The organism is Nocardioides sp. Z30_9 (assembly GCF_058215735.1).
On the sequence record NZ_JBZAJF010000001.1, the window covers coordinates 1,152,130 to 1,177,671 of the forward strand.

At 70.5% G+C, this 25,542-nt stretch carries 21 protein-coding genes; 12 read left to right on the top strand and 9 right to left on the bottom strand.

Features of this window, described 5'->3' with window-relative positions; genetic code table 11:
- Positions 1-4: 4 nt before the first annotated feature.
- From AC4BGB_RS05735 to cydD, 4 genes are all read left to right on the top strand, one after another.
- A complete protein-coding gene (locus AC4BGB_RS05735; RefSeq protein WP_490545556.1) occupies positions 5-1,129 on the top strand; it encodes an acetate/propionate family kinase in 1,125 nt (374 codons plus the stop codon).
- A 112-nt stretch (positions 1,130-1,241) separates the two neighbouring features.
- Positions 1,242-2,681, top strand: a complete 1,440-nt coding sequence (locus AC4BGB_RS05740; protein ID WP_490545557.1) for a cytochrome ubiquinol oxidase subunit I — start codon at positions 1,242-1,244, stop codon at positions 2,679-2,681.
- 22 nt (positions 2,682-2,703) lie between these two features.
- The gene (cydB, locus tag AC4BGB_RS05745) at positions 2,704-3,738 is read left to right on the top strand and encodes a cytochrome d ubiquinol oxidase subunit II (protein ID WP_490545558.1); all 1,035 of its coding nucleotides are present in this window, start codon (positions 2,704-2,706) and stop codon (positions 3,736-3,738) included.
- Positions 3,735-7,058: a thiol reductant ABC exporter subunit CydD gene (gene cydD, locus AC4BGB_RS05750; RefSeq protein ID WP_490545559.1), complete on the top strand. Its 3,324-nt coding sequence runs from the start codon at positions 3,735-3,737 to the stop codon at positions 7,056-7,058. The genes cydB and cydD overlap by 4 nt, the downstream gene beginning before the upstream one ends.
- On the opposite strand, the gene AC4BGB_RS05755 is transcribed toward cydD, so the two are convergent.
- Positions 7,010-8,392 (bottom strand): alpha/beta hydrolase domain-containing protein, encoded by a 1,383-nt coding sequence (locus AC4BGB_RS05755; RefSeq protein ID WP_490545561.1) that lies wholly within the window; start codon positions 8,390-8,392, stop codon positions 7,010-7,012. The two genes, cydD and AC4BGB_RS05755, sit on opposite strands and share 49 nt — an antisense overlap.
- A gap of 115 nt (positions 8,393-8,507) precedes the next feature.
- Here AC4BGB_RS05755 and AC4BGB_RS05760 point away from each other — a divergent pair, with 115 nt between their 5' ends.
- The 3 genes from AC4BGB_RS05760 to AC4BGB_RS05770 all read left to right on the top strand — a co-directional run bounded on the left by AC4BGB_RS05760 (position 8,508) and on the right by AC4BGB_RS05770 (position 11,826).
- A complete protein-coding gene (locus AC4BGB_RS05760) occupies positions 8,508-9,917 on the top strand; it encodes a WS/DGAT/MGAT family O-acyltransferase (protein ID WP_490545563.1) in 1,410 nt (469 codons plus the stop codon).
- 16 nt (positions 9,918-9,933) lie between these two features.
- Positions 9,934-11,283, top strand: coding sequence for an NADP-specific glutamate dehydrogenase (gene gdhA / locus AC4BGB_RS05765; protein ID WP_490545564.1), 1,350 nt, complete (start codon positions 9,934-9,936; stop codon positions 11,281-11,283).
- Between the two features lie 120 nt (positions 11,284-11,403).
- Positions 11,404-11,826 (top strand): hypothetical protein, encoded by a 423-nt coding sequence (locus AC4BGB_RS05770; protein ID WP_490545566.1) that lies wholly within the window; start codon positions 11,404-11,406, stop codon positions 11,824-11,826.
- Positions 11,827-12,046: 220 nt separating this feature from the next.
- Here the strand turns inward: AC4BGB_RS05770 and AC4BGB_RS05775 are convergent, their stop codons facing one another.
- Both AC4BGB_RS05775 and AC4BGB_RS05780 read right to left on the bottom strand, forming a co-directional pair.
- Positions 12,047-12,220: a hypothetical protein gene (locus tag AC4BGB_RS05775; protein WP_490545568.1), complete on the bottom strand. Its 174-nt coding sequence runs from the start codon at positions 12,218-12,220 to the stop codon at positions 12,047-12,049.
- A 221-nt stretch (positions 12,221-12,441) separates the two neighbouring features.
- Entirely contained in the window at positions 12,442-13,278 is an 837-nt protein-coding gene (locus AC4BGB_RS05780; protein WP_490545570.1) for a hypothetical protein, read from the bottom strand.
- A gap of 120 nt (positions 13,279-13,398) precedes the next feature.
- Between AC4BGB_RS05780 and AC4BGB_RS05785 the strand changes: the two genes are divergently transcribed.
- From AC4BGB_RS05785 to AC4BGB_RS05805, 5 genes are all read left to right on the top strand, one after another.
- Entirely contained in the window at positions 13,399-14,238 is an 840-nt protein-coding gene (locus tag AC4BGB_RS05785; protein WP_490545572.1) for an alpha/beta fold hydrolase, read from the top strand.
- 78 nt (positions 14,239-14,316) lie between these two features.
- Positions 14,317-15,828, top strand: coding sequence for an FAD-dependent monooxygenase (locus AC4BGB_RS05790; protein ID WP_490545573.1), 1,512 nt, complete (start codon positions 14,317-14,319; stop codon positions 15,826-15,828).
- Positions 15,825-16,937 carry a hypothetical protein gene (locus AC4BGB_RS05795; protein WP_490545574.1) on the top strand — a complete coding sequence of 371 codons (1,113 nt, stop codon included), beginning with the start codon at positions 15,825-15,827 and terminating at the stop codon, positions 16,935-16,937. The genes AC4BGB_RS05790 and AC4BGB_RS05795 overlap by 4 nt, the downstream gene beginning before the upstream one ends.
- Positions 16,938-16,970: 33 nt before the next feature.
- Positions 16,971-17,582, top strand: coding sequence for a TetR/AcrR family transcriptional regulator (locus AC4BGB_RS05800; RefSeq protein ID WP_490545576.1), 612 nt, complete (start codon positions 16,971-16,973; stop codon positions 17,580-17,582).
- Positions 17,583-17,725: 143 nt separating this feature from the next.
- Positions 17,726-18,832, top strand: a complete 1,107-nt coding sequence (locus AC4BGB_RS05805; RefSeq protein ID WP_490545578.1) for an alkaline phosphatase family protein — start codon at positions 17,726-17,728, stop codon at positions 18,830-18,832.
- Positions 18,833-18,930: 98 nt separating this feature from the next.
- On the opposite strand, the gene AC4BGB_RS05810 is transcribed toward AC4BGB_RS05805, so the two are convergent.
- The 6 genes from AC4BGB_RS05810 to AC4BGB_RS05835 all read right to left on the bottom strand — a co-directional run bounded on the left by AC4BGB_RS05810 (position 18,931) and on the right by AC4BGB_RS05835 (position 25,480).
- Entirely contained in the window at positions 18,931-20,562 is a 1,632-nt protein-coding gene (locus tag AC4BGB_RS05810) for an ABC transporter substrate-binding protein (protein ID WP_490545580.1), read from the bottom strand.
- Positions 20,563-20,700: 138 nt separating this feature from the next.
- The gene (locus AC4BGB_RS05815) at positions 20,701-21,723 is read right to left on the bottom strand and encodes an oligopeptide/dipeptide ABC transporter ATP-binding protein (protein WP_490545581.1); all 1,023 of its coding nucleotides are present in this window, start codon (positions 21,721-21,723) and stop codon (positions 20,701-20,703) included.
- The gene (locus tag AC4BGB_RS05820; RefSeq protein WP_490545583.1) at positions 21,720-22,793 is read right to left on the bottom strand and encodes an ABC transporter ATP-binding protein; all 1,074 of its coding nucleotides are present in this window, start codon (positions 22,791-22,793) and stop codon (positions 21,720-21,722) included. The genes AC4BGB_RS05815 and AC4BGB_RS05820 overlap by 4 nt, the downstream gene beginning before the upstream one ends.
- Positions 22,790-23,698: an ABC transporter permease gene (locus AC4BGB_RS05825; RefSeq protein WP_490545584.1), complete on the bottom strand. Its 909-nt coding sequence runs from the start codon at positions 23,696-23,698 to the stop codon at positions 22,790-22,792. The genes AC4BGB_RS05820 and AC4BGB_RS05825 overlap by 4 nt, the downstream gene beginning before the upstream one ends.
- Entirely contained in the window at positions 23,695-24,639 is a 945-nt protein-coding gene (locus AC4BGB_RS05830; RefSeq protein WP_490545586.1) for an ABC transporter permease, read from the bottom strand. The genes AC4BGB_RS05825 and AC4BGB_RS05830 overlap by 4 nt, the downstream gene beginning before the upstream one ends.
- Positions 24,640-24,700: 61 nt before the next feature.
- Entirely contained in the window at positions 24,701-25,480 is a 780-nt protein-coding gene (locus AC4BGB_RS05835) for an enoyl-CoA hydratase/isomerase family protein (protein ID WP_490545587.1), read from the bottom strand.
- Between the last annotated feature and the right edge of the window lie 62 nt (positions 25,481-25,542).

The window sequence follows — 25,542 nt, forward strand, 5'->3', positions numbered from 1 at the left end:
GGACGTGCGCGTCCTCGTGGTCAACGCCGGTTCGAGCAGCCTCAAGGTGGCGCTGTTCGAGGGCGACAGCCAGGTCGCTGCCACCACGGTGGAGCGCTGGGAGGGCGAGGCGCACCTCGAGCCGATCAGGGAGTTCATCGAGGCCACGCACGGCATGGACGCCGTGGAGGCCGTCGGGCACCGGGTGGTGCACGGTGGCCCGGAGATGAGCGAGCCGACGCTCGTCGACGACGACGTACTTGCCTACCTGGACTCCATCGAGGACCTCGCCCCGCTGCACAACCCGCGCGCGATCGCCGGCATCCGCGCGGTCCGCGAGCTGCTCCCGCGCGCGCCCGAGGTGGTGTGCTTCGACACCGCCTTCCACGCCCGGATGCCGCTGCCCGCGCAGACCTACGCGCTGCCCCGGGAGTGGAACCAGCGGCTGCGGCTACGGCGCTACGGCTTCCACGGGCTCAGCCACGCCTACGCCGTACGACGGGGCGCCGAGCTGATCGATGCCGACCTGCACGACCTGCGCGTGGTGTCCTGCCACCTCGGCGCGGGCGCATCGCTGGCCGCCGTCCGCGACGGGACCTCGGTCGACACCACGATGGGCTTCACCCCGACCGAGGGCCTGGTGATGGCCACCCGCTCCGGCTCGGTCGACCCCGGCCTGCTGATGTGGCTGCTGGTGCACGGCGAGCAGACCCCCGAGGGCCTGACCGACGTGATCGAGCACGGAGCCGGCCTCAAGGGGCTCTCCGGCACGAGCGGCGACATCCGCGAGGTACTGGCGGCCCGGGAGCGCGGCGACGCGGACGCCACCTTGGCCTTCGAGGTGTTCGTCCACCGGCTGCGCCGCGAGATCGGCGCGATGGCCGCCAGCGCCGGAGGGATGGACCTCCTCGTGATGACCGGCGGGATCGGTGAGCACTCCCCCGAGGTCAGGGCCGCCGCGGCACGTGGCCTCGAGCACCTCGGTGTCGCCCTCAACGAGCAGGCCAACCTGGCCGTCACCGGCGACGGCGAGATCAGCGCGCTCACCGCCACCGCGCGCACCGTCGTGGTCGCCGCGTCAGAGGGCACCGAGATCGCCCGGGAGACCCGTCGCGTCGTGGCCGCCGGGGCCGGTCCCGCGCCCCGGTGATCCTGCTCACAACCAGCTGAGGACCTTGGTCCCACACCTCGGGGCCGAGCGCCACCTGTGCCGTCGGGGGTCGCGTTTCTAGTCTCGGGTGAACCTTCGACCAGGAGCGTCTGTGGACACCGTTGACATTGCCCGATGGCAGTTCGCCATCACCACCGTTTACCACTTCCTGTTCGTACCGATCACGATCGGGCTCTCCGCGATCGTGGCCGGTTACGAGACAGCCTGGCTGCGGACCGGCAACGAGAAGTGGTTACGGCTCACCAAGTTCTTCGGCAAGCTCTTCCTGATCAACTTCGCCATCGGCGTGGTGACCGGAATCGTGCAGGAGTTCCAGTTCGGGATGAACTGGAGCGACTACTCGCGCTTCGTGGGCGACATCTTCGGCGCCCCGCTCGCGATCGAGGGCCTGCTCGCCTTCTTCCTCGAGTCCACGTTCCTGGGCCTGTGGATCTTCGGGTGGGACCGGCTCTCCCCGAGGCTGCACGCCGCCTGCATGTGGATCGTGCACATCGGCACGGTGCTGTCGGCGTACTTCATCCTGGCGGCCAACTCGTTCATGCAGCACCCGGTGGGCTACCGGTTCAACCCGGACACCGGACGTGCCGAGCTCACCGACTTCGTCGCCGTGATGCTGAACAAGGTGCAGCTGGTGACGTTCCCGCACACGATCCTCGCGGCGTACATGACCGGAGCGGCGTTCGTCGTGGGGGTCTCGTTCTGGCAGATGCGCCGCCGGGCCGCGAAGCCCGCCGACGCCCCGATGTACCGCAGCGCGCTGCGCACCTCGGCCGCCATCGTGCTGGTCGCGGGACTGGGCGTGGCGATCTCGGGTGACGTGCAGGGCAAGATCATGACCGACGTGCAGCCGATGAAGATGGCTGCCGCGGAGGCGCTCTACGAGACCGAGCAGCCGGCTTCTTTCTCGATCTTCACCCTCGGCACCCTCGACGGTGAGTCGGAGCTGTTCTCGGTCACGATCCCGAAGGTGCTGTCGTTCCTGGCGACCGGTGACCCGAACGGCAAGGTCGAGGGGATCAACGAGCTGCGCGAGAAGTACGAGAAGAAGTACGGCGAGGACCCCGGCGCGAGCTACTACTCGGCGAACTACGTCCCCAACATCCCGATCGCGTACTGGACCTTCCGGCTGATGATGGGCCTGGGCATCGCTGCCGCGGCGTTCGCCGGATGGATCCTGTGGGCGACCAGGCGCGGGCGCACCCCGACCGGGCGACCGATCCTGTGGGCCGCGATCTCGCTGCCGCTCCTGCCGCTGTTCGCGAACTCGTTCGGCTGGATCTTCACCGAGATGGGCCGCCAGCCGTGGTCCGTGTTCGGTCTGCTCACCACGGCGCAGTCGGCCTCGCCGAGCGTCAGCCCGACCGAGGCGATGATCTCGCTGGTCACCCTGACCCTGCTGTACGGCGTGCTCGCCGTGATCGAGGTCAAGCTGATGCTCACCTACATCGACCGCGGCGCGGACGAGCTGCCCCCGCCCCCGGACCCGGCCGACAAGGACGACGAAGACCGTCCTCTCGCCTTCGCCTACTGAACGCCCCAGGAGACCTCCGATCATGGAACTGACGACCATCTGGTTCGCCCTCATCGCCGTGCTGTGGATGGGCTACTTCGCTCTCGAGGGCTTCGACTTCGGCGTCGGCATGCTGCTCCCCGTGCTGGGCAAGAGCGAGAAGGAACGACGGGTGCTGATCAACACGATCGGCCCCGTGTGGGACGGCAACGAGGTCTGGGTGCTGGTGGCCGGCGGCGCCACGTTCGCCGCCTTCCCGGAGTGGTACGCCACCCTGTTCAGCGGGTTCTACCTGCCGCTGCTGCTGATCCTCGCCGCACTGATCATCCGCGGGCTCGCCTTCGAGTACCGCGCCAAGCGCGACGACGCCGGCTGGCGGCGTCGCTGGGACCTGGCCGCGACGGTGGGCTCCTTCGTGCCGGCGGTGCTGTGGGGCGTGGCGTTCGCCAACATCCTGCGCGGTGTGCCGATCGACGGTGACGGGGAGTACGTCGGCGGCTTCTTCAACCTGCTCAACCCCTACGCGCTGCTCGGTGGCGCGATGACGCTGCTGCTGTTCCTCACCCACGGGGCGATGTTCATCGCGCTCAAGACCGAGGGCCCCATCCGCGTGGCCGCCCGGGCGCTCGCGGTCAAGGTGGGCCTGGCGGCGGCCGTGGTGGCCGTGGCCTTCCTGGGCTGGACCCAGGCGCAGACCGGCTCCGTGGCCTCGGCGGTCGCCTTCGTGGTCGCGGCCGTGGCCCTCCTCGCGGGCCTCGGGGCGATCCGGGCGATGCGCGAGGGCTGGGCCTTCACCGGCACCTTCATCGCGATCACCGCCGGTGTCGCCGGGCTGTTCCTCGCCCTGTTCCCCAACGTGATGCCCACCAGCCTGGCGTCGGGGATCGACCTGACGACGACGAACGCCGCCGCGACGACGTACACACTGAAGATCATGACCGTGGTCGCGGTGATCTTCACCCCGATCGTGCTGCTGTACCAGAGCTGGACCTACTGGGTCTTCCGCAAGCGGATCTCGGTGCACCACATCCCCGAGTCGGTCACCGTGCCCGCCGCGGACCCCGCAGCCTCGCAGTGAAGCCGAACGACCCGAGGATCCGCCGGCAGCTCTCGCCCGCGCGGAGACCGCTGGCGGGGGTGCTCGTCGCCGGAGTCGGGACCAGCGTCCTGGTCATCGCCCAGGCCTGGGTGGTCGCAGGCCTGGTGGTCGCGGCGCTCAGGGGCGGGGACGTCGTCGCCTGGGGCCTCGCCGTGGCGGCGGTCTTCGCCTGCCGCGGCGCGCTGGGATGGGTCAGCGACATCTGGTCGGCACGCTCGGCGGTGCTGGTCGGGACAGCCCTGCGGCAGCGGATCCTGTCCGTGGTGCTGCAGCGGATCGCGGAGGGGAAGCCCTCCCCGGCGTCGGGCGAGACCGCGGCGCTGGCCACCCGCGGAGTCGCCTCGGCCGAGCCCTACCTGACCCGCTACGTCCCGGCCTTCGCGCTGGCCGGTGTGCTCCCGGTGCTGACGGTGGTGGCCATCGCCACCCAGGACCTGCTCAGCGCGGTGATCGTGGTGTGCACCCTCCCCCTCGTCCCCGTCTTCGGGGCCCTGGTCGGGCTGGCCACACGTGACCGCGCCGAGGAGCAGTGGCGGTCGATGGCCTCGCTGTCGAGCCACTTCCTCGACGTCGTCCGCGGCCTGCCCACGCTGGTGGTGCACCGCCGCGCACGCGCGCAGTCACAGACCATCGTCACCATCACCGACCGCTACCGGCAGGCCACCCTGCGGACGCTCCGGCTGGCCTTCGCGTCCTCCGCCGTGCTCGAGCTGGTCGCCACCCTCTCGGTGGCGCTGGTCGCCGTGAGCGTCGGCCTGCGCCTCGCCTCCGGCGGGCTCGAGCTGCAGACCGCGCTCGTCGTACTGCTGCTGGCGCCGGAGGCCTACTGGCCGCTGCGCCGGGTGGGCGCGGAGTTCCACGCCGCCGCCGAGGGCGTCGCCACGTTCGAGGCCGTCGACGAGCTGGACGACTCCGGCGAGGCGACCCCTGAGGAGCAGGCCACGACCGCAGGATCCCCGGAGCGGCCGCTGGTCGTGAGCGGCCTCACCGTGCGCTACCCCGGACGACCCACCCCCGCCGTGGACGACCTCGACCTGAGCATCCCGCCGCGCGGCGTCACGGTGATCACCGGACCCTCCGGTTGCGGCAAGACCACGCTGCTCTCCGCGATCGCCGGCCTGGTGCCCGCCGAGCGCGGCGCCGTCAGCGTCCCCGGCCCGATCGCGTGGCTCCCCCAGCGCCCGGTCTTCGTGGCCGGCAGCGTCGCGGACAACCTCCGCCTGGCCGACCCCGGCGCCGAGGACTCCCGGCTCTGGGCGGCGCTGCGCCGGGTCGCGCTCGAGGAGCGCGTCCGCGACCTCCCCCACGGTCTGGAGACCGGCGTGAGCGAGGACGGCGCCAACTTCTCCGCCGGCGAGCGTGCCCGCCTCGCCCTGGCCCGCGTCGTACTGGCCGAGCGCCCCTGGGTGCTCCTCGACGAGCCCACCGCCCACCTCGACGACCTCACCGAGCAGGTCATCCTCGACACCGTCACCGAGCTCGGCCGGACCAGCGCAGTCGTCGTCGTGGCCCACCGCCCCGCGATCCTCTCGATCACCGACACCCTGGTGGAGCTCTCCGCCCCCGAGCCCGCCCCCAACCCGATAGTCCGAGACGCAACCGTCGCGGATGACCGGTTTGTACGACGGGAACGTCTCGGACTACCCGGAACTCCCGCTCCACCCCGCACGACGAGCATGTGGCCGGGCACGCTGCTCGGTGCGCTCGCCTCGGCGTCGGGGGTGGCGCTGACCGCCACCGCGGGGTGGCTGATCGTGCAGGCGTCGACCCACCCCCCGGTGCTGACGCTGATGGTCGCGATCGTCGGGGTGCGCACGTTCGGGCTCGCGCGTCCGGCGCTGCGCTACGTCGAGCGGCTGAAGTCCCACGACGTGGCACTGCGCCTGCTGGCCAAGCGCCGCGTCGAGGTGTACGACGCCCTGGTGCCGCTCACGCCCGGACGGCTCGGGAACCGTCGCGGGGACGTGCTGGCAGCGATCGTCGACGACGTGGACAGCGTGGTCGACCGCGAGCTGCGGGTGCGGATGCCGGTGCGGGTCTTCCTGCTCGTCGGTGCCCTCGCCGTCGCGGTGGCCTGGGTACTGGCGCCGCCCGCGGCGCTGGTGGTCGGCCTCACCACTGCCATGGCCGGGGCCCTCGCCTACGGCGTTGCCCGGATCGGCGCGGGCCGGGCCGAGGCCGCCGGCATCGAGCGCCGGGCCGCTCTCTCCACCGAGGTGGTGGAGGTCCTCCAGACGTCGACCGAGCTGGTGATGTGGCAGGCCGGTGACCGGGCGCTGGACCGGGTGGCCACCGCCAGCGACCGGACCGGGGCGGCGCTCGTCTCCGCCGCCCGCTGGACCGGTGCCGCGCGAGGGCTGGCGCTGCTCGCCTCCGGCGCGGGAGTCGCGGCGATGGCCCTGCTCACCGAGCCGCTGGTCTCCTCGGGCGAGCTGTCCGGGCCGATGATGGCCCTGCTGGTGCTGCTGCCGCTGGCCCTCGCGGACCTCGCCGTACCGCTGGCGGACGCAGCCGCACTGGCCGCTCGCACCGCCTCCGCCGCCGACCGGCTCTCCGCGCTCGAGCACACCGCTCCACTCGTGGAGGACACCCCGCGACGCCCCCTCCCCGACTCCAGCAACGTCGTCCTCACCGACGTCTCCGCAGGGTGGGGGGACGCCGACACCCTGCAGCACCTCTCGCTCCCGGTGCCGCTCGGCGCACGAGTCGGGGTGGTCGGGCCCTCGGGCAGCGGCAAGACCACCCTGGCCGGGCTGATGCTCCGCTTCCTGGACCCCTCCGCGGGCGAGATCACCCTGGGGGGTACGCCGATCCACCTGCTCGGCCTCGACGACCTGCGCAGCGTGGTGGGGCTCGTCGACGACGACCCGCACGTGTTCGGCACCAACCTGGCGGAGAACGTCCGGCTCGCTCGGCCCGACGCCACCGACGAGGAGGTGGCGCAGGCGCTGCGGCAGGCACGGCTGGGCGACTGGCTGGCCACCCTGCCCGACGGCCTGGACACCTGGCTCGGGGACGGGCACGCCCAGGTCTCCGGGGGTGAGCGGGCACGGCTCGGCATCGCCCGCGCGCTCCTGTCCTCGCAGCGCGTGCTGGTGCTCGACGAGCCGATCGCCCACCTCGACCACGCGACGGCGACGCAGCTGGCCACCGAGGTCCTCACCGGGCCCCGTGATCGCAGCATCGTCTGGATCACGCACGCTCCCGTGGGCCTCGACCTCGTGGACCGCGTGGTCGACCTGGGGCGCGATCAGCCGGGAACGCGCTCGGGCCGGGCCTCGGCCAGCAGCGCCTTCTGATCCTCGGCGAGCACGAACCCGGCCGCCACGGCCTGCTCGACCGCGTCGCGGTAGCGCTCGAGGTAGGTCTCGGGAGACCCGTACACCCGCGCGAGCACGTCCGGCTCCAGCGGCAGCGAGCGCCCGAACAGCTGGCACAGGTGGGAGGCGCCGGGCGCGGCCAGCCCGGAGTGCACCTCCACGGGCACGTCCACGGCAGGAGTCCGTACGCCGCCCCGGACGTTGCCGAGCTCGTCGAGGACGAACGACTCGGGGACCGTCCCCTGGTCCACCTCGAGCCGGTCGGCGCGGGGAGCCGGCGGGCCTCCGCGCGCCCAGGTGTCGAGGTGCCTGAGCGCGGCCCGGACCACGAAGCCCTGCTGTCCCCGGTTGATCGGCTCGGGGCAGCCGAGGAACGGCTCGGCCTCGCCGATCACGAACCGGTCCGCGTGCGCGGCCCCCGCCACCTCCCACAGCCGGAGGTGCTCGGAGTCGGGCTGGCGCGCGGCCAGGTAGCCCAGGGAGCCCAGCACATCGGTCTCGGTCTGCACCATCACGACGGGCACGCCGAGGTCCTCCCTGAGCCGCACCGGCTCGGCCACCAGCCGGCGCACGTCGAGCGGGCGACCGGGCTCGCCGAGCGGGGCGGCGTACCTGGCCCGGCTGTGCACCAGGAACCCGTCGAAGGCACCAGTCACCGGCTGCACCCCGTTGACGTAGGTGGTCAGCGCGAACGCGGACTGGGACTCCCCGACCGCCAGCATGGCGGTGACCTCCAGCCCGTCGAGCGGGTCCTCGGGCCGCGCGGCGACCAGCCCGAGGGCGACCTGGGTGAAGATGTCGTAGCAGTAGGCGTCCCCGGGGTGGTGGAGGTCGCCGTACCTGTCCGGGTCGAGGTGGCGCAGCCCGTTGCGGGGCGTCTCGGACCCCTGCGGCAGGTCCACCGCGGCGCGACCGCCCTCGACCCCGGTGAGCTGCGCCGAGACCCCGGCCCAGGCGTAGCCGCGGCGGAGCAGCTCGGCCGCGAGGTAGGTGTAGTCGGGCGCCGCGTCCTCACCGCTGCTGACGTTGAGCCACTCGACGACGAGCGTGCCGTTGAAAGCGGCGGGGTCCAGGGGCCGCCGTACGAGCACCCGGGTCGCGAACTCCGCACGGTCCCGCTCCCGCAGCACGAACCTTCCCTCGGGCCCCCACTCGAGCGCCTCGAAGGAGGCGGCCTCCCCACGGGCCAGGAGCTCCTGCTCGCCGTACCCGGCCGGAGCCAACGGCGGTCCCGGCACGGCGGCGAGCAGCCGCACCCCCTGACCCGCGTCCAGGAGCTCGAAGCTGGCGGTGGGCCGGTCGGGGGTCGACATGGCCGAACGCTAACCGGGTGCTCCGCCGGGCCGCAGCCGATCACTGCCACCCGGCAGTCCGCGGCGGGGACCTTCGACTCTGGGGCGGACAAACCTCGCGGACCACGCTGGGCACATGGACAGACTCACCCCGCTCGCAGCAAGCTTCCTCGAGGCCGAGGACGTCGACGGGACCGCCTCCCTGGCCATCGGCTCGGTGGCGATCTTCGAGGGTCCCCCGCCCGACATCGACGACTTCGTGGCCACCATCGCCGGTCGGCTGCCGCTGGTCCCCCGCTACCGCCAGAAGGTACGCCGGGTGGCGCTGGGCCTGACCGCCCCCGTCTGGGTGGAGGACCCCGACTTCGACCTGGGCTGGCACATCCGCAGCACCGCGCTGCCGGCCCCGGGGGGTCGACCCGAGCTGGCGCGGCTGCTCAGCCGGGTGATGTCGCGCCGGATGGACCGCAGCCGGCCGCTGTGGGAGTACTGGGTCTGCGAGGGGCTCGAGGGCGGTCGCTGGGCGCTGCTGTCCAAGGTGCACCACTGCATGGTCGACGGGGTCTCCGGCACCGACCTCTACCGGCTGCTGCTGGACCCGACGCCGGTCCCGCGCGAGCCGGAGGCAGACACCTGGCAGCCGCCCCGTCCGGAGAGCGAGTGGGCCTTCACGGGCCGGGCGGTTCTCGACCTGGCCTCCTCCCCCGCCCGCACCGTGAGCGCCGCGGTCGGCGCGCTGTCGGCGCCCCGGCTGCTGCTCGCTCGCACCGTCGCCTCCACTGCCGGCCTACTCAGGCTCGCCGAGGCGGCCCGCCCGGTGCACCCGACCTCGTTGAACGGCTCTCTCGACGGGAGCCGGCGCTACGCCTGGGCGCAGGCCACGCTCAGCGACATCCGCACGGTCCGGGCGGCCCACTCGGTGACCGTCAACGACGTGGCGCTGGCCGCCATCACCGGTGGCTTCCGTCGCCTGCTCCTCTCCCGCGGGGAGACGCCGGACGCCCGTGCACTGCGCTCGCTGGTGCCGGTCTCCATGCGGGCACCGGGCGAGGAGTCGATCCCGGACAACCGGGTCTCGATGATGCTCCCCTACCTGCCGGTGGACCTCGAGGACCCCGTGGAGGTGCTGGCCGCCGTGCACGCACGCGTCGCCGCGCTCAAGACGGGCCACGAACCGGAGGGCGGCGCGAGCGTCACCACCCTGGCGGAGTACGGCCCGTTCGCGGCGGTGAGCTGGGCGATCCGGGCCGGCATGCGGTTCCCGCAACGCCAGGTGTCCACCGTGACCACCAACGTGCCCGGGCCGCGGGACACGCTGTACGCCCTGGGGCGCGAGCTGCAGGAGCTGCTGCCCTACGTCCCGATCGCGGACCGGGTGCGGATCGGGGTGGCGATGTTGTCCTACCGCGACGCCTTGACCTTCGGGATCACCGGCGACTACGGGTCCGCCGGGGACCTGGACGTGCTCGCCGAGGGGATCACTGAGACACTCGGGGAGCTGGTGCGCCGGTCCGGGACCGCCACTGAACTCACCCTCAGCACCTGAACAAAGGAGCCACTGCGTGCCCACCCTCGACGAGAAGCTGCACGACGTCTACGACGAGGTGCTGCGCCGCAACCCCGGCGAGAACGAGTTCCACCAGGCCGTGCACGAGGTCCTGGACAGTCTCGGTCCCGTGGTAACCAAGCACCCGGAGTACCTCGACACCGCCGTCATCCGGCGGATGTGCGAGCCGGAGCGACAGATCATCTTCCGCGTCCCGTGGGTCGACGACCAGGGTTCGGTGCACATCAACCGCGGTTTCAGGGTGGAGTTCAGCTCCGCGCTCGGCCCCTACAAGGGCGGCCTGCGCTTCCACCCCTCGGTCTACCTCGGCATCGTGAAGTTCCTCGGCTTCGAGCAGATCTTCAAGAACTCCCTGACCGGCATGCCGATCGGCGGCGGCAAGGGCGGCTCTGACTTCGACCCCAAGGGACGCTCGGACGCCGAGGTGATGCGGTTCTGCCAGGGCTTCATGACCGAGCTCTACCGCCACATCGGCGAGTACACCGACGTCCCGGCCGGAGACATCGGCGTCGGCGGCCGCGAGATCGGCTTCCTCTTCGGCCAGTACAAGCGGATCACCAACCGCTACGAGTCCGGCGTACTCACCGGCAAGGGACTGACCTGGGGCGGGTCCCAGGTCCGCACCGAGGCCACGGGCTACGGCACCGTCTACTTCGTCGACGAGATCCTCAAGGCGACCGGTGACTCCTTCGAGGGCAAGTCGGTCGTCGTCTCCGGATCCGGCAACGTCGCGATCTACGCGATCGAGAAGGTGCACCAGCTCGGCGGCAAGGTGGTCGCGTGCTCCGACTCCGGCGGCTACGTCGTCGACGAGGACGGCATCGACCTCGACCTCCTCCGCGAGATCAAGGAAGGGCGCCGGGGACGGATCTCGGAGTACGCCGACGCGAAGTCCGGGTCCGTGCGCCACATCACCGACGGCTCGGTGTGGGACGTGCCGTGCGACGTCGCGCTGCCGTGCGCCACCCAGAACGAGCTCGACGAGGACGGCGCGGCAGCCCTGATCAAGGGCGGCTGCACGGTGGTGGCCGAGGGCGCGAACATGCCCTGCACCCCCGACGCCGTACGTGCCTTCGTCGAGGCCGGGGTGAAGTTCGCACCGGCCAAGGCCGCCAACGCGGGCGGGGTGGCGACGAGCGCGCTGGAGATGCAGCAGAACGCCTCACGCGACTCCTGGACCTTCGAGCACACCGAGGAGCGTCTCGCCGAGATCATGCGGGGGATCCACCAGCGGTGCCTGGAGACCGCCGACGAGTACGGCAGCCCCGGGAACTACGTCGCGGGCGCGAACATCGCGGGCTTCATGCGCGTCGCCGACGCGATGCTGGCGCAGGGCATCATCTAGGGACCAGTGCGGTCGGGCGTCCGGACAATTGTCCATTTTGCTCCGCCGGCACCGCGGCGGCCACTACCTTGTGCCGACCGCACCGCCGGGTGTGGATCTCCCCAGCACCTAAGGAACCCCATGACTGTCCTCCGTCGTACCGCAGCGACCGCCGTCGCCAGCTTCGCCATCGTCCTCGCCGTGCCTGCCGTCCACGCGGAGGCCGCCAAGCCGCTGCGCTTCGAGACCCTGGCGAGCATCAACGGCGCCAAGATGCAGGCGTGCCGGATCCCGACCAAGGCCACGCAGCCGGTCAAGATCAAGGTCCGGATCAACGCCACCAAGGCGAAGTCGCGGGTCAACGGCATCGCGCAGCCGACCCGCAAGGACATCTCGGTGGGCAAGAACTGGAAGTCGGGCTGGGTGAAGAAGGGCAAGGTCAGCAAGGTCGGGACGGTCAAGATCCCCCGGGGTGCGGGCTACGCACTGAGCGCCGGTCTCGGCACCGGCGCCATGGGCAACGGCACCACGGCCACGGCGGCCTCCATCCGCACCTGCCGCTGAGTCACGCAGCGACGCCCGGGGCACGAGGTCCGACCTCGTTTCCCGGGCGTCCGCGCGCCCGGGGTGAGCAAGCGCGGCTCAGCCGCGGGTGGCTGCTGCGAGCTCGGCGAGCGAGGCGAAGTGGTGGTCGGGCTCGGTGACCATCCGCTGGTAGATCGGCTCCAGCATCTGGGTGAACGGCAGCTCGGGGGTCAGCTGCTGCTGGTCCCCGGTTGTGCGCTCAAGCGTTGATCTCCGGGTCGGCGGAGTCCGGCATCTGCCCGGGCTGGGCGTCCGGGTCCGGCTCGCTCTCGGGGTCCGTGGCCGGGAACTCGGACGGCTCCGCCGGGGAGGCGGGGTCACCGGAGGGCACGACGGTCGGGTCCTGCTCGGGTTCGTTCGGTGTGGTCGTCATGGCTGGCCCATACCCGTTCAGCCGCCGGCGTACGCCCTCCGGGACGGCGGTCAGGCTCGCCGGCCCGGGACCCGTCCGGACCGGCTCAGCGTGGTTTCCTGCGCGGTGCGGGCAGTGAGTTCACCTACACCACCGAGCTGATGGGCGCCGAGTTCGTCGACGACGAGCACTGGGTCGCCGTCAACCGGCTCGAGGGCGACTTCCCCGGTGGCGACGTCGGGTCAGTCGGTCGCCGACTCGTGTCGCAGCGAGATGTCGTCGACGGTGGGCCAGGTGGTGGGCCAGGCCGGCTCGGCCGCGTCGTCCGGGGCGAGGGCGGCGGCGGGGGTGAGGGAGACGCTGCTGAGCCGTCCTTGCTGGATGTCGAGCTCCACCTCGAAGGTCGCGCCGGCGTGCTGGAACTCCGCACGGACCGGGAAGGCGAACGAGTGCGGCACCGCCCGGGCCACGTCGTGGGCACCGGCGACCGCGAGCCCCACGAAACCGGGCAGCTCGTCGTCCGGGCCTTCCTCGGGGTCCCACACCTCTGCCTGTGTCAGCGTCAGCTGCTCCCGCAGCACCGGGGCGCTGAAGTCGTCGGTCGCGGCGAGGATCGCGGCGACGAGGGCGCGCAGCCGCGGGTCGAGGTCCACCAGCTCGGGAGCGGTGTCCCGGTCCCCTTCCTCGTTCTCCTCCTCGTCCTCCATCGCGGATCCCACGAGGCCCGAGACCAGGGAGGTCACCGCCGTACCGGCCGCGATCACCAGGCGTGGGTGCTTCACCCCGCGGGCGACCAGCCACCGGTGCGCCGCACTGTCACACCGCTCCCACAGGCCCATCGTCCCGAACATCGCACCGGTCATTCCGACGGCGAGCGCGAACCGAGCGGCGGGCTGGTCACCGAAGGTGTCCTCCTTGCGGAGCGTGTCGTAGGTGTAGACGCCGGACAGACCGGCGCTGACCGCCCGGTAGGCCAGCAACGCACGCGGCGGCAGGGCCGCGGGGCTGATCAGTCCCAACGCGCCAGTGGCACCCGCGATCACGAGCTCTCGACGGACATTGGCTGGCAGCAACGACATGCAGCTCCTCGGTAGGGGTGTGGGTGGCCGGGCGGCCGCGTTCGCCCATCATGGTGGGCCGCGCCAAGTCCGTTCGCGGTGGGTGGATGCCCACCGACCGGATCACTACGCTCTCTCTCCATGACTGCTGACCGGATCACGTCGTACTCCCGGGACGGGCTCACCTTCGAGGTCCGTGACGAGGGGCCGCTCGAGGGGGACGTGGTGGTGCTGCTGCACGGCTTCCCCCAGCTGAACACCTGCTGGGACCAGGTGGTGCCGCTGTTGCACGCCCAGGGGCTGCGGACCCTTGCACCCAACCAGCGCGGCTACTCCCCCGGTGCTCGCCCCGACGGGCGCCGGTCCTACCGGACCTCGGAGCTGGTCAAGGACGTGCTCGCACTCGCCGACCTCACCGGCGGGCCGGTGCACCTGGTCGGCCACGACTGGGGTGCCGCGGTCGCCTGGGGGACGGTACTTCTCGCACCGGAGAAGGTGCGCACACTGACAGCAGTCTCGGTCCCGCACCCGGGCGCCTTCATGGCAGCGATGCCGCGCGGCCAGGCGCTGCACTCCTGGTACATGGCGTTCTTCAACCTTCCCTGGCTGCCCGAGCGGGTGCTCTCGGACCGGCGTGCCGCCGCCCGGTTCCTGGGCGGCAGCGGGATGACGGAGGCGATGCTGGCCGCCTACCAACGCGACATCGTGGGGAGCGGGGCGCTGCCCGGCGCCCTGGGCTGGTACCGCGCCCTGGCCCTGTCCAGCCCCGGCACGTTCAACAAGCACGTGCAGGTGCCCACCACCTACGTCTGGAGCGATGGCGACGCGGCCCTGGGCCGCGTGGGCGCCGAGCTGTGCGAGAAGTACGTCGACGGCCCCTACCGGTTCGAGGTGATCGAGGGCGCCTCGCACTGGCTTCCCGACGAGCGGCCCGAGGAGCTTGCCGCGGCGATCCTGGATCGGGTCGGCTCACTCACCTGACACCGGGGCCTTGACTTGATCTCGCCCCATTCATACATTCATACATCTTCTGCATAAACGTATGAATGGGGTCTGCGCGTGAAGGTTGGAACCACTGCCGTCGTGCTGGGTGGAAGCGCTGCTGGACTGTGCGCGGCCGGCGCCGTGGCGCCGTACTTCGAGCGGGTGCTGATCCTGGAGCGCGACGAGCTTCCCGCCGAGGCCGAGCACCGGCGGGGCGTCCCTCAGAGCAAGCACCCCCACTTCCTGCTCAACTCGGGCCGCCGTGCCATCGGCGAGCTGTTCCCGGGCTTCGAGGAGGAGCTGATGGCGGCCGGCGGGTTGCACCTGATGCCCTCCATGGACGCCGGTTACCTCCAGGGCGACGGCTGGTCGGCCAGGAAGCGCAGCTCGATGACCATGGTCTACAGCTCCCGGATCCTGATCGAGCGGGTCCTGCGAGACCAGGTCCGTCGCCTGGAGAACGTCACCATCCGGGAGGGGGTCACCGTCCAGGGACTGGCCACCCGGGCGGGCGGCACCGCGAGCGGCGAGGTCACCGGGGTGCGCTTCGCAACGGCGCAGGGCGATGACGAGGTGCAAGCAGACCTCGTCGTCGACGCGCTCGGTCGGGGTTCCTCCGTGGGCGACTGGCTCGTGGCCGCAGGCTGGCCCGAGGTGCCCGTGCAGACGCTGGACGCCAAGGTGACCTACACCTCGCGCTGGTACGACCTGCCGGATGCCGCGGACCGGCCAGCCTCCTGGTGGTGGCAGCACCTGGTGATCATGCCGACCGACGACAAGGGTGAGCACCCCGCCGAGCACGAGTACCTGGTGAACTTCTTCCCCATCGAAGGCAACCGTGCGATCGCGTGCATGGGTTCCTGGGGACACGACATGCCCCGCACCCCCGAGACCTTCGTGGAGTCGGCACGTCGCGTGCGTGCTCCGTTGTTCGCGGCGGCAATGGAGAAGAGCACCCCGACCTCCGAGGTCCACCTCACCCGGTCCACCGGCAACAAGTGGCGCCGCTACGACCGCTGGGAGCACGCACCGGGTGGCCTCGTCTTCGTGGGCGACTCGATCTGCGCCTTCAACCCCTTCTACGCGCAAGGCATCAGCTCGGCGTCCAGCTCCGCGGTGCTCCTCAAGGAGACGCTCGCCTCGGCAGCACGGGAGAGCAGAGCCCCGGACTCTGCCTTCCATGCCGAGTTCCTGGCGGCCCAGCGCAAGCGTCTCGAGGTGCCGTGGGGACTGGCGATGGCGCGCGACCAGGGCTACGCGTGCGCGGTCGGCACCGAGCGGCTGCCTGAATGGCGACGACGCATCATCGCCGCAGTGAGCGAGCCCGCCTTCCGCTTCATCGTCGGCGCTGCTCGCGAGGACGCCGTGGTCGATGAGCACTTCAGCAAGGTCTTCAACCTCGATGAGCCACTGGGCGAGATGTTGAAGAGCCCTCGGGTCATCGCGGGCCTGGTCCGCTACCGCGTGCGCTCGGCTCTCGGCCTTCACCGAGTCCCCTTCGGCTTCGACTCGCAGGCCGATCCCCCGGCAACGGACTACTCCGAGCTCGATGACGGCGCCGTCCACGAGGCAGCGAGCACACGATGAGCGCGACCTGCGAGGCAGCAGCAGAACAGGTCACCCGCGGGCTCGGGTTCGACTGCCACGACGTGTCGACCGTGGCCTCGGTGCGGGCTCCGTGGGACCTGGCGCACTGGTCGATGCCGTTCCTCGAGCTGCTCATCGTGGGAGGAGCCGTCTTCGCCCTCGTGCACGCCTGGAGGCGCTACCAGCAGGGCGACCCGGTGAACCTCGCGCTGTGGTGCACGTCCCTGGTGTACCTGTTCGTCATCGAGCCACCGTTGTACTTCCCGGAGTGGTTCGGCCTCGACGGGCAGTACGGGTTCATCTTCGCCCACAACCAGTTCACGGTTCAGTTCATGTGGGACCGGCTGCCGCTGTACATCGTCGCGTTCTACCCGGTGATCAGCCAGCTGGCCTACGAGCTGGTCCGCACGCTGGGGATCTTCAGGTCGCGCGGTGCCGCTACCGGAGCGGTCGCGGTGGCCTTCGTGTGCCAGGTGTTCTACGAGGTCTTCGACCAGATCGGCCCCCAGCTGAAGTGGTGGGCGTGGAACCCGGACAACATGCTCGTGAACCATCCGATGATGGCGTCGGTCCCGATGAACAGCGTGCTGCTGTTCGCGTCGGTCTCGATGGGAGCGATGACGTTCCTGGTCGTGAAGCTCACGGGGGGATCCCACGGCGACGGCGGGCCACGACGGGGCGCCTCGCTTGCCCTTCGCATCCTGGTGGCGGGGGTGCTGACGCCGCCCAGCATGGCGATCGCCGGCATTCCGTCGGGCTTCTTCGGCGGCGAGACTCCCAACGTGACGGCTCAGGCGTGGGTCCTCGGCGCGGAGCTGGCCATCGTGTGGATGGCAGGAGCGTTCATCATCGTGCGCGAGTGGCGTGCCGGGATTCCCGCGCTGGAGCCACTGTCGCCTTTCACGCGCTACTACCCGGCTCTGTACCTGGGCGCGATGGCCCTGTTCTGGCTCACCGCGCTCCCGGCGTACGTCGGGGCGACCGACGGGGTCACTGCTGGTGGGACCCCGACCGGGAGCGGCGCCTACGCCCTCGTCTGCTTCGCGGGTGCCGGCCTTCTGCTGGCGGCGATGTACCGGGCACACAGTCGCACCCCGGCCCTGCGCTGAGGCAGCGCGGACCCGATCGGTCACCATTGCGCCATGGGACATCACGGTTGGCAGGGGAACCCTCCCGGCACGGAAGAGGCTGCGCGTCGGCGGATCGTCGAGGCGGCGACCGCCTGCATCGATCGGACCGGCCTGGCCAAGACCACTCTCTCCGACGTCGCCCATGAGCTCGGCGTCACCCGGCAGACGGTGTACCGCTACTACCCGAGCCTGAACGAGATCCTGGGCGCGGTCGCGCAGGCCGGTGTCGAGGACTTCGCCGCGCGCATGCAGGAGCATCTGGCCACGTGCACGACCGCGCAGGAGGTGGCCGTCGAGTCGGTCGTCTTCGCGGTCCGCTCCATCCCGGACGAGAAGTACCTCAGCCTGCTGGTCCAGGCGAGCGAGACGGAGTTCTTCACCGCTGGCGCGACCTCGTCTGCCGCGTTCCTGGTCGGTGCGAACATCCTGCGAAGCGTGCCCGCTGACTGGGACGAGGTGGGCATCCGCAGCGACGCGGACTTCGCGGGTCTCGCAGAGATCCTGATGCGCCTGTTCATCTCGTTGCTCCAGTTCCCGACGGCACCGCCGCGCACCGAGGACGAGCTGCGCGATCTGGTTCGCCGTTGGATCGGGCCTGCACTCGTCAGCAGCTCCCCCGCCTGAAGGTCCACCACCGAGCGGTCGAGGTGGAAACGAGGCCCGGAAACGAGGACGATGGACCAAGACCGTGCCCTCCGCCCACGCGGCCGCCCCGGTCAGCACCCCGGTCAGCCACCCAGCCGGCTCCCGGCCCGGAAGGAGCCCTCGTGACCTCCCTGGACATCGCCCGCCGCACCCGCCGACGCCTCGTCGCTGTGACCGCAGCCGCACTCGTAGCCGGATCCGCCGCAGCGGTGGCTACGGCGATGGCGCCGGACGGGCCGGCCGACCCGCCGCAGGCAGCGTTGGCCGCGGCGAGCGCGGACGACCACATCAACCACGTCGTCGCCATCTCCGTCGACGGGCTGAACCCCGATGCGATTCGCAGGCTGGGCCCATCGCGAGCGCCGTACCTGCACCGGATGATCAACGGTGGCGCGACCACCCTGAACGCGCGAACCGCAGTGGAGTCGACGAGCACGCTGCCGAACCACACCTCGATGCTCACCAGCCGCAAGGTCGCACGCAGCGCTGCGGGGCACGGGGTGCTGTTCAACGACAACCGCAAGAAGGTGACCGTGCACAAGGCCGCGGGTCGTTACGTACCGTCGGTCTTCGACGTCGTCCACGACGCGGGCGGCGCCACCGCGCTCTACACCTCCAAGGACAAGTTCGCACTGTTCAACCGGACCTGGAACCGCAAGAACGGCGCGGTGGACCGGACCGGCGCCAACAACGGTCGCGACAAGATCGGCGCCTTCGTCTACCGCAAGAACGAGAACCGCCTGGTCTCCGCGGTGCGCAAGGACCTGCTCTCCTCCCCCAACGCGTTCACGTTCGTGCACCTCTCCCAGACCGACAAGGTCGGGCACGCGTCCGGCTACATGTCAGCGAAGTACCTGGCTGCGGTCCGTGCGGTGGATGCGCGGATCGGGGTCATCATGAACACGATCTCGCGCAAGGCGCAGCTCAGGGCGCACACGGCGATCGTGCTCACCTCGGACCACGGCGGGTACGGCAGGTCGCACTCGCTGATCACCTCGCGGGTCAACTACCGGGTGCCGTTCATGGTGTGGGGCAAGGGCATCGCGAGGTCGAACCTCTACGCGGTGAACCGCGGCTACCGCAACCCCGGCAAGGCCCGCGTCGGGTACGCCGGCGCCCAACCGATCCGCAACGGCGCACTCGGCAACCTGGTCACCGACCTGCTCGACCTGCGCGCGATCCCCGGCTCCCAGGTGAACGCCAGCCGGAACCTGAACCCGTTCCGCTGACGCGCGGCCCGGTGGCACGCGCCCGGTGGCCCGGTGGTCTCCTCGGACAGACGAAGGGCGCGCACCGATGACTCGGTGCGCGCCCCACGGTCGATCGGCTACTTGGCCCAGACGTACTTCATCCGGAGCACGTCCACCGTCTGCTCTCCGCGACTGCCGGGGAAGCCGGCCACCGCGTCGCCGGCGATCCACCCGCCGACCTGCTGGACCAGTGGCACGCTCGGCATCCAGTCGGCCAGCTCCTGCTGGGCCCGGTCGTAGAGGTCGCCGCGCTCGGCCACCGGCGTCTGCGACATCTCGTCGAGCAACGTGTCCAGCTCTGGGTTGCCGGCGTGAGCGATGGTCCCGGAGGCGCCGGTCTTCAACCTGTTGCGCAGGTCGTTGGCGGCCAGGAGGGTGAACCCGATGTAGCGGTAGATCGCCTGGTAGTTGCCCTGTGCACCGTTCAGGATCGAGGTCGGCTGGTCCAGGGGCGCCACCGTGACCTTGATGCCGACGTCGGAGAGCATCTGCTGGATGATCTCGACCGCCCGGGTGCTCTCCGGGCTGGGAGTCACCTGCACCTCCAGGGTCACCGGGCTGCCCTTCGCCTGGTACTCCTTGACGGCCGACTTGGCCGCGTCGGGATCGAAGGCGGGGTAGTCGACCTCGCTGTAGTCGGGGTGGTTGGGGGTGAACCAGCCCTTCATCGGCGTCGCCCGGTTGGCGAAGACGACCTTGGAGAGGGCCTTGGTGTCGATCGCCTGGATGACGGCCTTGCGCATCGCGGCGTCATCGAACGGCGGCTTGGACAGGTTCAGGGCCAGGTAGTAGTAGGTGAAGAGCGGCTGCTCGAGCACCTTCAGCCCCGCCGCCTCGGCCTTTTCCATGTCAGCCGGCGATGTCGTGGTGGCGAGGTCCAGGCTCCCCGACTCCAGCGCAGCCAGCCCCGCCTGAGGGTCGGAGGCTGTCACCATGGTGACCTTGTCGAGGTAGGGGTACTTCTCGTCGAAGTAGTCCGGGTTGCGCTCCAGCACCAGGTCGCCGCCCGGCTGGAAGGACGCGACCTTGAACGGCCCGGCCCCGACCGGCTTCAGACCGAAGCGCTTGGGGTCCTTCTGCACCGCCGTCGGGGAAGGCACCATGCCGAGGCTTCCGGAGAGCATCAGGGGGAAGTCCAGGTTGGACGCGGCCAGCACGAACTCGACGGTGAGATCGTCCACCTTGTCGGTACTGGTGATCTGCTTGGTGCTCCCGGCGTCGCGGGCGGTGGCGCCGGGCGACTGGTAGCGCTTGACGTGGGCGACGACGGCGTCGGCGTTGTACGGCGTGCCGTCTGTGAACGTGATCCCCTCGCGCAGCTTCAAGGTCCAGCGCTTGCCGTCCTCGGACTCGAGCGACCGGGCGAGCTCAGGCACCACCACTCCGGTGGGCTCCACCCGCATCAGCGGCTCGTAGATGTTGAGCGCCGCCGAGTTGGCCGAGGTCGAGAGGCCCGCCGTCGGGTCGAGGGTGTTGATCGGTGCGACGATCCCGACCTTCAGCTCCCCACCCCGCTTCGGCTTCCCCAGCGCGAGCTGGGCACCGCCGTACTCGTTCCGGGTGACGCCCTCACCCTTGATCTGGACCTCACCGGGCTTGCCGGCCCCGGCCGCATCGGTGTTCGTCTCGGTGCCGCCGCAGGCGCTGGCCAGCGCGAGCACGGCGACCAGGCTGGTCGCCAGTCGCGCGCGTCGGGGGATGGTCGTCACGGTGTCTCCTCTTCGGTGAATCGCGGTGTGAGGTACCTCACCCCCAGAGTGTGGAGAGCAGGTGAGCCCGCGGCGCGACCACCTATCACTTAGTGGAAAACCACGTTCTCACCCGCGGCGAGCATCCACCGAGGGGGTTCAGGCGAGCTCAGCGGCAGCTTTCGACTGGTCGGGCGCACTGAGCGGGTGGTGGCATGCCACGACGTGCTGCGGTGCGAGCTCGGTCAGCGGCGGCATCGTCGAGCGGCACAGGTCCGTCGCGGCCGGGCACCTCGGGGCGAACGGGCATCCCGTCTCGGGAGCACGCCTGGACACCTCGCTCATCACCGTCTGCCGGCGGCGCCCGCCCTTCGGGTTCGGGACCGAGTCGAGCAACAGGTTGGTGTAGTGGTGCAGGGGCCGTTCGTACAGCTCGGTCGCCGGCGCGATCTCGCAGATCTTGCCGAGGTACATCACTGCGATCCGGTCGCTGATGTTCTTCACCACCGCCAAGTCGTGGGAGATGAACACCATGGAGAGCTGGTGCTCGGCCTTCATCTTCTCGAGCAGGTTCAGCACGGCCGCCTGGACGGACACGTCCAGGGCGGAGACCGGCTCGTCACAGATGAGCACCTCCGGCCTCTGCACGATGGCGCGAGCGATCGAGACCCGCTGGCACTGACCACCGGAAAGCTCATGGGGCCGTCGGTCCGCCATCCGCTCGTCGACCCCGACCTCCTCGAGCGCTGCGAGCGCGGTCTCCCGGGGGTCAGGGTGCTTGGCCAGGCGGAGCGGATCAGCCACGATCTCAAGCGCGGTACGACGGGGATTCAGCGAGGAGATCGGGTCCTGGAAGACCAGCTGGATGCGGCGCCGCAGTGGGCGCAGCTGCCGTTGGCTCAGGCCGGTGAGGCGGGTCTCCCCCAGGTGGATCTCACCCGAGGTGGGCGGCGGCAGCTGCACCAGCGAGCGTCCCAGCGATGACTTGCCGCACCCGGACTCCCCCACGAAACCGAGCGTCTCGCCCCGGAGCAGGTCGATGCTGAGTCCGCGAACCGCCTGCAGCGACGGTCGGCCGGGGACGCGGTACTCCACCACGATGTCGCGCGCCGACAGGGCGCTCTGCACACCGGACTCAGGTGGCCCCGTCTGCGTGATGGACTGGATCGGCTGGGTGGTCATGCGCGGGTCCCTTCGACGACAGGAGCCTCGCCGGCCTCGGTGCTGCCGAAGGCCGGCTCCTCGGGGTTGTGACAGGCAGCGGAGACCGGGCCCATCGGTACCAGGCTCGGATGGACGGTGGCGCAGATGTCGAGGGCCCGCGGGCACCGGGCCCGGAACGCGCAGCCGTCCGGTCGGTCGAGCAGGTTGGGCGGCCGGCCGGAGATCGTGTGCAGCCGGGTGTGCGGGGGCTCCTCGAGCCGGGGGCGGGCCATCTCGAGGAGGCGGGTGTAGGGGTGCCGAGGGTTGGCGAACACGTCGGCCGAGGCGCCGTGCTCGATCACCTCGCCGGCGTACATCACCGAGACCTTGTCGCACCGTTCGGTGAGCAGACCGAGATCGTGGGAGACGAGCAGGATCGCCAGCCCCCGCTGCTCGCGCAGCTCGTCGAAGAGATCGAGCACCTGAGCCTGCACCGTGACATCCAGCGCCGTGGTCGGCTCATCCGCGATCAGCAGCTGCGGGTCGCAGGCGAGGGCCATGGCGATCATCACCCGCTGCCTCTGCCCACCGGAGAGCTCGTGGGGGAAGGCGGAGAGCCGATGAGTGGGATCGGGGATCCCCACCTGGCCGAGCAGGTCGGCCGCCTTGGCGCGCGCCTGCTTCTTGCTCAGCCCCTGATGGAGCCGGATGGGCATCGCGAGCTGCTGCCCGATGCGCATGACGGGATTGAGCGCGGTCATGGGGTCCTGGAAGATCATGGCGATCTGCTGACCCCGGATCGAGGTGCGCATCTCCTTCTCCGAGAGCGTTGTGAGCTCTCGGCCGCGGTAGCGGATCGAGCCACCCAGGTGCGCGACGCTGCGGCGCGGCAGGATGCCGAGGATCGAGCGGGCGGTCACCGACTTCCCCGAGCCGCTCTCGCCGACCAGCCCGTGGACCTTCCCGGCCTCGATCCGCAGGTCGACGCCGTTGATGACGTTGGCGATGCCGCGAGCCGTGTGGAAGCGCAGGTGGAGATCCTCGATCTCGAGCAGCGCCGGCTCCCCTGGTCCTCCCGGGCCGGCAGCTCCCTGCTGGATGGCGCTCACAGCGCAGCCTCCTTCACGTCGAACTTGCGGTTGAGCGCCTCGGCCAGGAAGTAGATCGAGAGCAGCGTGACGAACATGGCGGCGGCGGGGAGCAGCGCGATGTGCGGGGTCTCCTCGATCTCCGAGCGCCCAGCGGCGATCATCGTGCCCCAGCTCGAGGTCGGCGGCGGCACGCCGAGCCCGAGGAAGGAGAGCGAGCCCTCGGCGACGATCGCCACGGCGACCATCACGGTCGCGAAGGCGATCACCGGACCTACGACGTTCGGCACGATCTCCCGCCTCAGGATCCGCAGGCTCCCGGCCCCCATGCCCCGGGCTGCGGTGACGAACTCACGCTGGGCGAACCCGAGAGTCGCAGCCCGCGTCACGCGAGCGATGCCGGGCGAGCTGACCAGGCCGATGCCGATGATGAGCGTCCACAGCCCGCTGCCCATGAAGACGCTCAGTGCGATCAGCGCCACCAGGGAGGGGAACGCCAGCAGGATGTCCATCAACGCGTTGATGGGACGTGCCACGAACCCGCCGTAGAACCCGGCGAGCAGACCGAGCACGGAGCCGATCAGCAACGCGATCAAGGTGCCGCCGATGCCGACTGCCAGGCTGACCCGCGCTCCGATGACAAGTCGGCTGAACATGTCGCGGCCCACCATGTCGGTGCCCAGGATGTGGCCAGGGCTCCCTGGCTCCACGGCGATGGCGAGGTAGTCGCTCCTCGTGGGGTCGGGCAGCGGCAGCAGCGGGAAGGCGACAGCGCCGACCACGAGGAGGGTCAGCCACAGGGCGGCGAGCGCCGTGCCCACGCGCATCGTGCGCTTGCCCATCCAGTGACGCTTCCGGCCGCGGGCGGTGGGCGCTCCCGTGGGCGGCGACACCAGAGCGGTGGTCGTGCTGGTCTCGATACTCATGCGCGCACCCTCGGGTCAAGCATCGTGTGGAACATGTCGACGAGGAAGTTGACGACGACGTACGTCGTGGCAACGAGGAGGATGATCCCCTGGACCATCACGTAGTCCCGGGCGTTGATGCTGCTGTAGAGCAGCGTGCCGATCCCCGGCAGACCGGAGATCAGCTCGATCACGATGGAGCCGCCGACGAGGTGGCCGACATTGACGCCCACGACGGTGATCAGCGTCGGCATGGAGGGCTTGAGGGCGTACCGCACCAGGATGTTGGGGCGGCTGATGCCGACCGACCGAGCCAACAGGATGTAGTCCTCCTGGAGGGTGCGGACCATCTCGCTGCGCAGGATGCGCAGGTAGACCGGGATCAACCCCGAGGCGAGCGCCAGCGTCGGGATGGTCAGCGACTTCACGCTCGCCCACACTCCCTCGGACAGAGGGACGTACCCGATGGCCGGCAGCAGCTTGAGCTGGACCGCGAAGAGGAAGACCAAGAGAATCGCGACCATGAAGTTCGGCACCGACTGGCTGCCGAAGGTGAACACGGCGACCGTCTTGTCGAGCACCGAATCGCGGCGGCTGGCCGCGATCGTGGCCAGCGGGATCGCGACGGCGAGAGAGACGATCTCGGCCATCACCAGGAGCTGGAGGGTGACCGGCGTCCGCTCGACGATCGCCGCGAGCACCGTCTGCCCGGTGCGGTAGGACTCTCCGAGGTCGCCTTGGAAAAGTCCACCGAGCCAGGAGAAGTAGCGCTGGATGAGCGGCTGGTCGAGGCCGAGCTGCTGGCGAATCGCCTCCACCGCACCTGCCGAGGGCGAGTCCGTGGCAGCCACGATGACCTCGGCGGTGTCACCGGGCATCAGGTCCATCAGGACGTAGACGAAGAAGGTCACGCCCAGCAGCACACCGATCAGGTGGACCAGCCGAATGGTCAGGATCCGCATCACTTGCCTCCAGGTGTGCGGCAGGGCCCGGCGTACGGGCCGATGGACGCGCGCAGGACACTCAACGGGCTTGCCACTGCGGCTCCCGGCGCTCGAGGAAGGCGCGTGCGCCCTCGATCTGGTCCTCCGAGGCGTACACGTCCGGACCGGCGTCGAGCCGGATCGCGGTGTGCGGCGCCATGCCGGCGGTCTTGCGATAGGTCAGCTTCAGGCGCTGCAGCGACAACGGCGCCGAGGACACGACATCGTCGAGCCACTCCATCGCCTCCGCCACCAGGTCCTCGCCGGGAAGGATGGCGTTGACGAGCCCCCACCGCTCCGCCTCGGTCACCGGGATCCGCCGACCGGTGTAGAGCCACTCCATGGCGATGCCCGGTGGCACGGTCACGGGCAGCATCACCGAGGCGAAGTGCGCGCCGCGGCCGCGCTTGGCCTCCGGGAGACCGAAGAAGGCAGTGGGCGCGACCAGCCGCAGGTCGCAGGAGAGCGCGAGCTCGCAGCCGCCGGCCATCGCAGGTCCGTTGACCACAGCGATGGTCGGCTTGCGCGTCTCGATCATGACCTCCATCAGGCTGCGCCGGCCGTTGTGCAGCGGCCCCCGGAACGGGAGGCCCTTGGCCGCGAGGTCGCGGGCATCCTTGAGGTCGGCGCCGGCGCAGAACGCCGTACCGCTCCCGGTGATCGCCACGGCATAGACGCCCGGGTCGTGGTCGGCCTCGACCAGGGCAGCCATCAGCGCCTCGTTGAGCTCGTGGTTCAACGCATTGCGGACGGTGGGCCGGTTGAGCGTCATCAGCCGCACGTGTCCGTGGTCCACGACGTCGAGCACCGGTTCGGTCATGTTCTCCTCCATCGTCTGCCAGGTGGGCTGGGGTGCCCGGGAATGTGTTCGGGGAATGTGGT